Annotated in this window: 11 protein-coding genes, 1 tRNA gene and 1 pseudogene; 6 read left to right on the top strand and 7 right to left on the bottom strand. The window is 45.4% G+C overall.

Features of this window, described 5'->3' with window-relative positions; all coding sequences use genetic code 11:
- The first annotated feature begins 94 nt into the window (after positions 1-94).
- The 3 genes from pyk to D0A34_01710 all read left to right on the top strand — a co-directional run bounded on the left by pyk (position 95) and on the right by D0A34_01710 (position 2,498).
- A complete protein-coding gene (gene pyk / locus D0A34_01700; protein UNU17744.1) occupies positions 95-1,882 on the top strand; it encodes a pyruvate kinase in 1,788 nt (595 codons plus the stop codon).
- Positions 1,883-1,976: 94 nt separating this feature from the next.
- Positions 1,977-2,048: transfer RNA gene (locus D0A34_01705), tRNA-Thr, on the top strand.
- A gap of 252 nt (positions 2,049-2,300) precedes the next feature.
- Positions 2,301-2,498, top strand: a complete 198-nt coding sequence (locus D0A34_01710; protein ID UNU17745.1) for a hypothetical protein — start codon at positions 2,301-2,303, stop codon at positions 2,496-2,498.
- Between the two features lie 99 nt (positions 2,499-2,597).
- Here the strand turns inward: D0A34_01710 and D0A34_01715 are convergent, their stop codons facing one another.
- Positions 2,598-2,780, bottom strand: coding sequence for a hypothetical protein (locus D0A34_01715; protein UNU17746.1), 183 nt, complete (start codon positions 2,778-2,780; stop codon positions 2,598-2,600).
- Positions 2,781-2,805: 25 nt separating this feature from the next.
- Positions 2,806-3,495, bottom strand: a complete 690-nt coding sequence (gene lipB, locus D0A34_01720; protein ID UNU17747.1) for a lipoyl(octanoyl) transferase — start codon at positions 3,493-3,495, stop codon at positions 2,806-2,808.
- Between the two features lie 151 nt (positions 3,496-3,646).
- Here lipB and raiA point away from each other — a divergent pair, with 151 nt between their 5' ends.
- Complete coding sequence (raiA, locus tag D0A34_01725) at positions 3,647-4,300, top strand: ribosome-associated translation inhibitor RaiA (GenBank protein UNU17748.1); 654 nt, start codon at positions 3,647-3,649, stop codon at positions 4,298-4,300.
- 171 nt (positions 4,301-4,471) lie between these two features.
- Here raiA and D0A34_01730 read toward each other — a convergent pair.
- Positions 4,472-4,699, bottom strand: a pseudogene (locus D0A34_01730) (WYL domain-containing protein).
- Positions 4,700-4,745: 46 nt separating this feature from the next.
- Here D0A34_01730 and D0A34_01735 point away from each other — a divergent pair.
- Positions 4,746-5,186 (top strand): hypothetical protein, encoded by a 441-nt coding sequence (locus D0A34_01735; protein ID UNU17749.1) that lies wholly within the window; start codon positions 4,746-4,748, stop codon positions 5,184-5,186.
- A gap of 202 nt (positions 5,187-5,388) precedes the next feature.
- On the opposite strand, the gene D0A34_01740 is transcribed toward D0A34_01735, so the two are convergent.
- The 4 genes from D0A34_01740 to D0A34_01755 form a co-directional block, all read right to left on the bottom strand.
- Positions 5,389-6,636: an ISL3 family transposase gene (locus tag D0A34_01740; GenBank protein UNU17750.1), complete on the bottom strand. Its 1,248-nt coding sequence runs from the start codon at positions 6,634-6,636 to the stop codon at positions 5,389-5,391.
- Positions 6,637-7,473: 837 nt separating this feature from the next.
- Positions 7,474-7,932, bottom strand: coding sequence for a peroxiredoxin (locus D0A34_01745; protein UNU17751.1), 459 nt, complete (start codon positions 7,930-7,932; stop codon positions 7,474-7,476).
- A 289-nt stretch (positions 7,933-8,221) separates the two neighbouring features.
- Positions 8,222-9,118, bottom strand: coding sequence for a metal ABC transporter permease (locus D0A34_01750; protein ID UNU17752.1), 897 nt, complete (start codon positions 9,116-9,118; stop codon positions 8,222-8,224).
- A 140-nt stretch (positions 9,119-9,258) separates the two neighbouring features.
- Positions 9,259-10,068 (bottom strand): metal ABC transporter ATP-binding protein, encoded by an 810-nt coding sequence (locus D0A34_01755; GenBank protein UNU17753.1) that lies wholly within the window; start codon positions 10,066-10,068, stop codon positions 9,259-9,261.
- A gap of 348 nt (positions 10,069-10,416) precedes the next feature.
- Between D0A34_01755 and D0A34_01760 the strand changes: the two genes are divergently transcribed.
- Complete coding sequence (locus tag D0A34_01760; protein ID UNU22122.1) at positions 10,417-11,406, top strand: metal ABC transporter substrate-binding protein; 990 nt, start codon at positions 10,417-10,419, stop codon at positions 11,404-11,406.
- Positions 11,407-11,454 lie beyond the last annotated feature (48 nt).

Below are 11,454 nucleotides of genomic sequence, written 5' to 3' on the forward strand. Positions count from 1 at the left end.
AGACTTGAGACTAGCGTCATTGCTTGTAGTGCAAAGATGAAACGTTAGCCGAAATTTAAACAAGAAATCCACCTGCCTCCCCAGAACACCGCTGATGCAATTGCCAAAAGCCCTACGCCGGACTAAAATCGTCGCCACCATTGGCCCAGCAACTTCGGACCCACAAGTGCTGCGCCAGCTCATAGAAGCCGGTGCCACAACTTTGCGACTCAACTTTTCCCACGGAACAGAAGAAGACCACGAGCGCAGCATTCGCTTAATCCGGCAAACATCCTTTGAACTCAACCAGCCGGTTGCCATCCTCCAAGACCTCCAAGGCCCGAAAATTCGTTTAGGGCGCTTTGAGACAGGCTCTATAGTTCTCAAAAACGGCGATCCTTTCATTCTCACCAGCCGTCAGGTTCCAGGTACCGAACTCATTTCTTCCGTCACCTACGACCCCCTAGCAGACGAAGTTCCAGAGGGAGCAGTGATTCTGCTCGACGACGGCAAAGTGGAAATGCTGGTCGAAAAAGTAGACCGCGCGGCGCGGGAATTGTACTGCCGCGTCGTAGTCGGCGGGCCGCTTTCCAACAACAAAGGCGTGAATTTTCCGGGAGTTTACCTGTCAATTAAAGCGCTGACTGATAAAGACCGCAAAGATTTAATGTTCGGCCTCGACCAAGGTGTCGATTGGGTGGCCCTGAGCTTTGTGCGGAATCCCCAAGATGTACTCGAAATTAAAGAGCTGATTGCCAGTGCGGGCAAGCAAGTACCAGTGATTGCCAAGATCGAAAAGCACGAGGCGATCGAACAAATGGAGGAAATTCTCACCCTTTGCAACGGCGTGATGGTCGCCCGCGGCGATTTGGGAGTGGAACTACCCGCCGAAGACGTGCCGATTTTGCAAAAGCGGCTGATTGCTACCTCCAACCGCCTGGGCATTCCGGTAATTACCGCTACCCAGATGCTCGACAGCATGGTCAACAATCCCCGTCCCACCCGCGCCGAGATTTCCGACGTGGCAAACGCGATTCTCGATGGAACTGATGCGGTGATGCTCTCGAATGAAACTGCTGTCGGCAAGTTCCCCGTCGAAGCGGTGGCGACGATGGCGAGAATTGCGGTGCGGATGGAGAGGGAAGGAATTAAGCGGAATATTAGGAATGTAGAAGATATTGGTCGATCGATCCCCAACGGAATCAGCCAAGCAGTCAGCCAAATCTCCGAACAGTTGAACGCGGCGGCCATCATGACGCTGACCAAAACCGGCGCCACAGCGCGAAATGTCTCGAAGTTCCGACCCAAAACTCCGATTTTGGCAGTTACTCCTCACGTAGACGTAGCCCGACAACTGCAATTAGTATGGGGAGTAAAACCCTTGCTGGTGCTGGATTTGCCCTCCACCGGCCAGACATTTCACTCTGCCATGACAGTCGCCCAGGAAAAAGAGTTAGTGTGCGACGGAGATTTAGTGGTAATGACCGCCGGTACTCTGCAAGGGGTTGCCGGATCGACGGATTTGATCAAAGTTGAGGTAGTGACAGCAGTTTTAGGCAAAGGCACCGGTGTCGGTTTGGGCTCGGTGAGTGGCATGGCCAGGGTTGCTCGCACTGCTGCGGATGTAGGCAATTTCCACCCTGGAGAAATTTTGGTAGTGGAACACACAAGCGTCGCTTTTGTGGAGATGATTCGGAAAGCAGCAGGTGTGGTGACGGAGGAGGACAGTTTGACTTCTCACGCCGCGATTATCGGTTTGCGCTTGGGCGTGCCGGTGATGGTGGGCGTAAAGAATGCCACGCGGGTAATTCGGGACGGAACTATGCTGACGCTGGATATGCAGCGGGGTTTAGTTTATTCTGGGGCCAGAGGCGGCTCAACTGACGCGGAAGTGACCGTTTAACTGTTGGTGAGCTAGGAGTTGTGGAATTTTGAATTAAATTCTACAACTCGTTGCTTTTTTCGCTTAAGTTGTTCTATAATTCAAAATTGTCTGTGCCGATGTAGCTCAGGGGTAGAGTATTCGATTCGTAATCGAACGGTCGTGGGTTCAAATCCCACCATCGGCTTTGGGTTTCAGCGATTTTTGTCTACGCTTTCGTCTATGACTGAGCTCAAGCTGAGCTCAAAACGCAGTTTAACTGTTCAAAAATGCTCTCGGCAAAGTAGCCGAGAGCATTTTTATTTGCCCTAAATCCTTGTGTGGTGGATATGGTGAATTTTTTAAATCAACAGTTAAACCTGAGTTCGTGAAAATGGCGATCGTCATGAACCCAAGTTAATGACCTGGCAGTAACAAGTTCGAGCCACAAAATGCGTGAATGGCGATCGCGTGCATCAGCCAAGCATCGCGCAAAAATAGGGTAAAATTGCGATCGAAGCATCACACTCTGTTGAACATTCAGCAGCCCAGGCAAAAAGCATCTGAGGTGAGAGTAGAAAACTTAGATTATCTGGGCTTAGTAGCAGGTCTAATTGATCACCTAGGAATCTTCCCAAAAATCGGTAGTCCTGCATAGTCAGTATAATTAGGGGTTTTATTTTATAGATAAACTGGCGTTACACTCATCAATAAAATACCAAAGAGATCCAATGTGATTGGAGAGTATTTTAGAGAATTAAAGACTTTTTTTGACCCTACGAAATATTCTTTGTCTCATCGTATTATTAAATCTTTCTAGAGAGTTTGTCAGACTCGTATCCTTTCCTACTAATCTGTGTCTTTTTTGAGGAAAAAGTATCCCATAAGCACGCCAAAAGTCTGTAGAACTTACAGCACATTGACGATATACTGCGAGCAATACAGTGTCCTTACGGGAAGCTTTTTTAGATTGGTATTAGTTCCGATCGCACAATTTCCACTGCAAAAACGCGAGCAAACTCAGCGACAAGGATCGATCGCACTTGATCGACCTCAATTCCCGGGATAAACTGCTCTAAACTTCCAACAGGTCGATCGGGAATCCCGCAAGGTACAATTTGCCCAAAACCTGCGAGATCCGGACAAACATTTAAGGCAAAACCGTGCATCGTAATCCAGCGGCTGACTTTAATGCCGATCGCACCTACCTTGTACCCATCTACCCAAACCCCAGTCATACCGGGAACCCGCGAACCCTTCAACCCGCAAACTTCCAGCACCCCCAGCAGCACTTCCTCCAACTGCCGCAGATACCAGTGCAAATCTTGCTGGTGACGGCGCAAATTTAAAATCGGATAGCCCACCAATTGGCCCGGACAGTGGTAAGTCACCTCACCGCCCCGCTCAACTCGGTGTAATTCCGGCCCAGTTTGACTTGGGTCAAATTTCAGAAATTCCAACTTTGCTCCCATTCCCAAAGTGTAAACCGGCGGATGTTCCAGCAAAATCAGGACATCTGGCAAATCTGGCTTGTCGCGGCGTTCTTGCACGAGTTTTTGCTGGATTTCCCAAGCTTGGGAGTAGGACACGAGTCCCCAATCGAGGAGCAAGCAGGGTTGTGCATTTAGCTGTTGAGGGGTGAGAGGGGAAATCATGCAAAAAATCAATAGTGTTTTGACGGAATATTGGCGCTGTTTAAATCAAGAATTGTCAACATATAATAAAAGATTTGGAAGATAAGTGTTTTCTAGAATACATGGTGCTACTGTATAAAATATACCCACGTTACAGAAGGGAGGGAGCTCTATGAAGCTTGTTATCCAGGGTAAGAATATAGAAATCACCGATGCGATTCGCGAGTACGTCAATCAAAAGCTTGAAAAGGCAGTTAGCCATTTTCAAACTTTGACTACTGAAGTGGACATACATCTATCGGTGGCTCGTAACCCCAGGATCAATCCTAAGCAGACTGCTGAGGTGACAATTTATGCTAACGGCAGCGTGATTCGGGCTGAAGAAAGCACGGAAAGCCTTTATGCTAGCATCGATTTGGTTGCCGACAAGATAGCTCGTCAACTGCGGAAATTTAAGGAAAAACGCCACGACAACAAGACCCAAAGTAGTGCCAAAACGGTTACGGTAGTTGATGAACATCCTGTAGTAGCGGATCTGATTGGCGATCGAACTCCCGAACTTCCTGCTGAGGTGGTGCGGACTAAGTATTTTGCCATGCCTCCAATGACTGTGCAAGAAGCTTTGGAACAATTGCAGATTATTGATCACGATTTCTATATGTTCCGTAATGCGGAAACAGGCGAAATTAACGTGCTCTACGAACGCAAGAGTCACAGCGGCTATGGAGTTATCCAACCCCGCCACAGCAACGGTAACGGCAATAGCAAAAATGGCAAAACTGCCGAAAGCGCTACATCTGAAAAATCGAGTGTTGCGAAAAGCTAAATAATTGCTGAGTGCTAATTGTTAAGGGCTGCAAGCCGTTAGCAAAAAAGGACTAAAGTCCTTACTACGAACCACGGGTTTTTAGAAAGGACTTTAGTCCTTTCTTGTTTTTTTAGAGAATCAGGACTGAGGTGTTCACTACGAACAGGTGGTAAAATCTGTCTTTACCAGCTAGCTGTATCTCGCGACTAAATCTTTCGCTGCTTGTCGGTGTTTTTCTACCAAACTCGGCGGGGAAAGCACTTGGGGGCTATCCATATATCTTTGCACCCACAGACTGAATTCGTTCAGGGAGCGATGGGGCAAATCTATCTGATAATTAACATACAGCACCTTGCCAAAACTGTCCCTCGGCCGTTCCTTAATTTTTTGTCGCGGGTGTCGCCGATCTCCCTCTAGACTCCTTGCGCTGTCTGGGGTGTAGAATGGAGGTGAAACTAATTGAATGGAATGTATGCGGAAGTTAGTTTTCTCAGATACAGAAATGTTTTATCGTGAGCTAAAGACAGCCTTGGAGCAAAGTGAGCAAGTTGAAGTTATTACAGACTACGAGCGATATTCAGACCTTCCAGAGAAGTTAAAAACCATTTTTGAGTTACACAAAAACAAATCGGGAGAGTGGGTAAATATAGCTACAGGCGCATTCATCCCTTATTCTGCTGGGGTTACTACAATTAACTACTCTGCCCTCTATATTTTTGCTGGTGCTGGTGCAGGTGCTATTCTTGGATTTATAGTTGGTGGCCCTGTTGGAGCAGCAGTTGGCGGTGGTATCGGAGCCATAGTTGGAACTGTTGCTGTTGTGACATCAAGCGGAAGGCATCATGTAGATATAGAAATTGATGCGAATCGTAAACTCCGGCTTAAGATTAGCCCAATCCATTGAACAACGCGACACTCCCCACTCGCTGGGGAAACTAATTGAATGGGAAGTTTGTTAACTCTGGGGTCAAGTTTGATAATCTGTGTTGGTGCTCCCCACTCGCTAGGGAAACTAATTGAATGGAAACTGACCTGCATCGGCGCAAGGGTCGCACCAAATTAGTTGGCCCAACTCCCCATGGTTCTTCAGTATCTAGTATGCTAAACTAACAATTAAACTGCCAAGTAAGCAAACATCTAACTCGAAAGTTTTCAAAGTTTCTAAATCCGTAAGCAGAACGTTTAATCAACTTGAGCTTATTGTTGATGCCTTCAACCACACCACTCGTAGTCTTATAATCAAAGTAAGCAATAATCTCATCTAGCCAACGAATAATAGTGTTCTGACTATCGGGAAAATATTTTTTGGCTCCTGATAGCCATCTTCCCAGTTTAAATAAACCAACCAACCAATTATTAGTCTGTTCAAAAATCTTTCTGAGCTTTTCTTTTAATTCATGCATGAGCTTGAGAGTAGGAGATACATCTTTAACTTGCACGAGTTTAGTTTTTTGCTCTTCACTCAGGTCTGTTTCGTTCTTCAGCAACACATATTTACTTTTCTTCAATCCTTCTAAAACTCTCTCCTGCTCGACTTTTTCTTCTGAAGAGCCTGCTTTTCTAATTAAATCTTCTACCTGTCTTCTCTCGCGCTTTCTTTCGGCGTCTAATTCCCTGTTTATTTGTGCCATTACATGAAATCTGTCGGCGACTACTTGAGCATTTGGCATTAGGTCTATTACTACATTTTTATAACCTTTCCATAAATCTATACTTACTTCTTCTATTTGCTCTAATACCTCTTTTCCCCACTCCAAGAGGACTTCCCTAATTTCTTCTTGTTTTCTTCCTGGCAACACCCCGATTAGCTTAGACTTCTCTAAATCTATTAATACTGCACAGTAATTCCCTTTTCCTTTAATTACAGCTATTTCATCAATCCCTAATCTCTTCAACTCGCTAGGCTTGGCTTTCAAGTATTCTTTCGCTGCGTCTTTCAACATCCTTTCTATTTCTTCTGTTGTCACTACTCCTTTTTTGGCTACGCTGTGGATATCGTTCTCTAACACTTCTTGAATTATTTTCCTAGCTAGCCGTTTCGTATAGCTTCTTCTTTTTCTGACAAACTCTAACTCTTCACTAAATGGCTTGCTACATTTTTCACATTTAAACTGTCGTCTGTTAATCTCTAAAAATACGAAGTTCTCTCCCCAAGGTACATCTTTGACTAGGTATCGATGATTTTGATGTAATCTATGGCTTTTTGTCCCACAGCGGGGACAGCTACTTTCCTTTCCAATTTGTTCGAGCTGTAAAATTATTCCAATCCCTTCATGCTGGCGATGTGAGATTACTTTTATTCCCTCTATATTCAACAGCTTTGTTAAAAACTTTATCTCATTTTTCGTTCTCATGCCTGTTAAACCCACCTAACCCCTCTAGCTTGCGCTTATATTTAATAATAAATGAGCTTCCTCTGTCAACTCGGGTAATGACTCTACCAAATATTTTGCTAGCTTCATTTGTCTTTCTTTCCTGGCTTAGCTATTCATTTAGCATATTAACTACTGAAGAGCCCTCCCCATTCGCTGGCGAAACTAATTGAATGGAAACGCGCCGCCTGCACGACGAACTGCACATCACCAGCCTCCCCACTCGCTGGCGAAACTAATTGAATGGAAACTTAAAAAAGCAGCCAAGGTTTCCATCTTGACTGCTTTCAATTTTCCCATTCACTAGAAAAATACATGACTTACACACTCATACTAAAGAAACCGGGTTTTTTACCTAATATGTGGGTTCCCAGCAAGGATTTTCCTAAAAAAACCCGGTTTCTGACTTCCCCTGCATCCTAGACTAAACTAATTGAACAGACACTCCCTACAAAAGCAAATCCCACAGCAATACAAACCCTGTCAATATATACTTTTTTTTGACTTTTGCTGCTACAAACATTAACCTCCTGGCCGGGCACGGCAATGCCGTTTCCCTACGGATGAGAACCTCTAATTTCTATGTATCAATATTTTTCATAATTAGTATAATATTTTCTCCTGTCAATCAAGCATCCCAGTCTCAGTCCAATATTCTTCAATAGACTTGAGCTAGAAAAGGGCGATTTATCAAACCATGTAAACAATAGATTGCGGCTTCCGCGCCAATATCGAAGAAACCGGGTTTTTTAGCTAATCTGCTAGATACAGCAAATCATTTTCGTAAAAAAACCCGGTTTCTGGCCACCCGCGCGCCATCTAAATTTTGATGGTGTCTAAAGTTTTGAGTGCTTCTGCAACGTGTGCTTTGAAGTCTAACATGGAGTCAAAAATATGCTTGACCACGCCTTCTTTGTCAATGACATAAGTTACTCTACCGGGCATAATCCACAGTGTAGGTGGGACTCCGTATAATTGCCGCACTTTGTTGCCAGTATCGCTCAGCAGTGTAAAGGGTAGCTGATACTTGGAGGCAAATTTTTGGTGCGATTGTTGCGAATCTTCGCTAATTCCTATGACTTCTGCACCTGCGTCTTTGAAAACTTCATAACTATCTCGAAAAGCACAAGCTTGGGTGGTGCATCCGGGTGTGTCATCTTTGGGATAAAAGTAGACTATGACGTTTTTTTTACCTTTAAAATCTTTGAGGCTGACTGATGTGCCCGTTTGAGATGGTAAGGTAAAATCGGGTGCGGTGTCTCCTACTTTGACTGTCATGTTTTTTTAACTGAGTAGCTCTGTTTGGGTAAAAATTTAACTTTTGTTATTGTACAGTTTTTTTGAGCAATAGTTCATAGTTGCGATCGGGCAATTCGACAGCCTCCGATTTTTCCTGTCTCGCACTCCTAACAAAAACCATTTTTACAAAATCGGAATGCTGTCAGCGATTCACAGTTACGCGGATTAATTCGAGAGGCTTTTTTGAACGGCACATCCACGGGGATTAACGAAGATTCTTATTAAGAATGGGAGGGGCGGCGCTGAAGCGTTACCACAAAGTTAATTGTTATCGGCCTTTAGTTAAATTTTTTAATTCCCGCCATATTGGAGGAATTTGACCGGAGTGTGTGCGGGGCTGGGTGAGGATTCCTTGACTGGGACTGAACAGCAATGATAGCACAAATAATCCCGATGCAACTAAAACTATTGCGGGCCCGGATGGTAAGTTATAGAAGTAGCTGAGATACATTCCGCTAATGCTGGAAATAACTCCGATTATTGCGCCTAAAATCATTACTTGGTGCAGGCGAGTGACTAGGAGATAGGCGGTACTTGCAGGTGTAATTAATAGGGACAAAACTAGCACTACGCCAACGGCTTTGAGGCTGGCAACTATTGTGAGCGCGATGAGTACCATCAGTCCGAAGTTGAGCAGGTTTACTGGCAAACCTGTTGCTTGTGCCCCTAATGGATCGAATGTGTAAAATAGCAGTTCTTTGTAAAAGACTACTACAACTAATAAGACTACGGCGACAATGACGGCTGTGTCGATCGCATCTTGGGGGGTAACGCCGAGGATGTTGCCGAAAAGAAAGTGGTTGAGGTCGATTTTGTTGTCTTTTTGGACGATCGTAATTAGGGTGATGCCGAGGGCGAAGAAGGCTGAAAATACGATGCCCATTGCCGCGTCTTCTTTGATTGTCGATCGAGCTTTGATCCAAGCTATGATTACTGTACTCAAAACTCCGGCAATGAACGCGCCGAGAAAGATGTTTGCTCCGAGGATAAATGCGATCGCCAATCCGGGCAAAACCGAGTGGCTGATGGCGTCTCCGAGCAAGGCCAGCCGCTGTACCATTAGGTAGCTACCGACGATCGCGCAGACGATGCCGACGAGAATAGCAATTATGAGCGATCGCTGCATGAATCCGTACTGCAACGGCTCAATTAAGGTTTGTAGCATAAAACGATAAAATAACAGCTAATTAATGACTAACAACCAACGCAACCCGGTTTTATCCGAGATTTATGGTTGTCAAACCCAATATTATCAAAGAAACCGGTATCGAGAGCGTAACTCCTAGATTAATGACTGCTGCCTAATTAAGCTGCTTGTCCGCCAAAAAACATTACTTGTCCGCCGTAGGCGCGGTAAAGGTTTTCTTGTGTTAGCACTTCTTGACGGGAACCAGCGGCAATCAATTCTGTATTGAGCAAAATTAAATCGTCAAAATTGGTGATTGATTCGCCTAAGTCGTGGTTTACTACTAAGACAATTTTTCCGGCATTTGCTAGCTGGTGGAAGATGTCAAAAATGACATTTTGAGTTTTTTGGTCAACGCCGACAAACGGCTCGTCAAAGCAGAAAATAGCGGCTTCTTGGGCTAATGCTCTAGCTAGAAATACTCGCTGTTGCTGTCCGCCGGAAAGTTGTCCGATCGGTCTGTCTTTGTAAGCACTCATGCCTACTCTTTCTAAGGCATCGGCAGCGGTGCGGCGGCTAGCTGCCGAGAAGCGGCGAAACCATCCGGCTTTTCTGACTCTTCCCATCATCACGACATCCCAAACGGTGGCGGGATAGTTCCAGTCAATTTGCGATCGCTGGGGCACGTAGGCTACTGTTTCGAGTCGATCGGCGATCGCTTCTTCGCCCCAGGTAACAGTGCCGCCAGTTGCGGGAATTAAGCCCAACATTGCTTTGATTAGGGTGCTTTTGCCGGCACCGTTGGGGCCAATAATACCCGTCAGCCTTCCCGGTTTGACGGAAAGACTGATATCTCTGAGTGCCTCTACCGTGCGGTAGTTTACTGCTAAGTGTTTAACAGCGATAATTTCAGTGTCCGTAGCGCTGTCTTTGAGGTGGCAAACCATTTGAGACCAAGGATTCTCGTTGGGCAAGGCGGCGGTATTCATGGGGGCGACTAGATCTCCTTTTTATTAAGTTTACTGTAAAAATGAAAAGAATATGAAATCATCGGTAAATAGGAATAATCTGGAACGCAGGAGAGGTACATAATGCGACAGTGCAAGCTCGAAACCCCTCAAACCATAGGTTTTGTGGCGAAAATGTCAAGTAGGTTAAAACTTATATCTTCCACCATTCTCAATGATCGCGATCTGGGCGGGCTATTCGCCCATCCCACCAGAATATTGAATCATTGTGAAACAGTCATCTTGCCTGTGGTGGAGAAGAGTGCAAAATCTGAGTTAAAACCGACGGCAATTGTGAAGCAACTTGATAAAGGGGAGTTTAGGGGTGAGTTGGGGATTGAAACCGCCCGCCCTGGATTGGACAAGTCCAAGGTATTTTGGATCAGAACTATTGCCTCCGGCATTTTGACTGTGGGTTTATTTAGTTGCGCTCAAACCCAGACCAATCGCCTCTCTCCAGAGGCAGATGCTAAACCCAAGGTAGTTGCTACCAGCACAATTATTGAGGATTTGACCGATCAACTAGCGGGTGGCGAAGTTCAGCTAACAGGAATTTTGCAGCCGGGAACCGATCCTCACGTTTACGAACCTGTGCCAAAAGATTCTCAAGCTTTAGAGCAAGCTAACTTAATTTTGTATAACGGTTACAATTTGGAACCGGGATTAATTAGGATGATGAATGCCGCCGGAATTAAGGCGCGGAAATTAGCAGTGGGGGAAGTTGTCAAGCCTTTGCTACTGAATAAAGAAGGCAATACCGTACCCGATCCGCACGTTTGGGGAAATGTGGAAAATGTAGTTCAAATGGTGGAAGCAATTCGGGATGCGCTAATCGACCTGTCGCCAGAAGATCGGGAGAAGTTTACGCAGAATGCTGTGAAACTTACTGAAGAGTTAAAACGTTTGGATAGTTGGATCGAACAAGAAATTAAAACTATCCCCGAAAATCAGCGCAAATTAGTCACAAGTCACGATGCTTTTCAATATTACAGCCGCGCCTACGGATTGGGAGATGCTAACAGTTTAATCGGGATTAGTACCGAGGAACAGCCGAGCGCTCAAACGGTGCAAAAGTTAGTAGAATCCGTGAAAGCTGCGGGAGTGCCTGCTATTTTTGCGGAGACTACTATTAACCCACAACTGATTAAAACAGTGGCGGAGGAAGCGGGGGTGAAATTGGCGGCGCAGCAACTTTATTCGGATTCGATTGGGGCGGCCGGAAGCGAGGGCGATTCTTATGTGAAAATGATGTCGGCTAATACTCGCACTATCGTCGAAGCTTTGGGGGGGAAATACACGCCGTTTGAAGTTAGCAAGTAGCAAGTAGGGTGCGTCGGAAGAGTTTTATTTTCTGTGCGGATAGGGTGA

The sequence above is a fragment of the Microcoleus vaginatus PCC 9802 genome (assembly GCA_022701275.1).
GTDB lineage: Bacteria > Cyanobacteriota > Cyanobacteriia > Cyanobacteriales > Microcoleaceae > Microcoleus > Microcoleus vaginatus_A.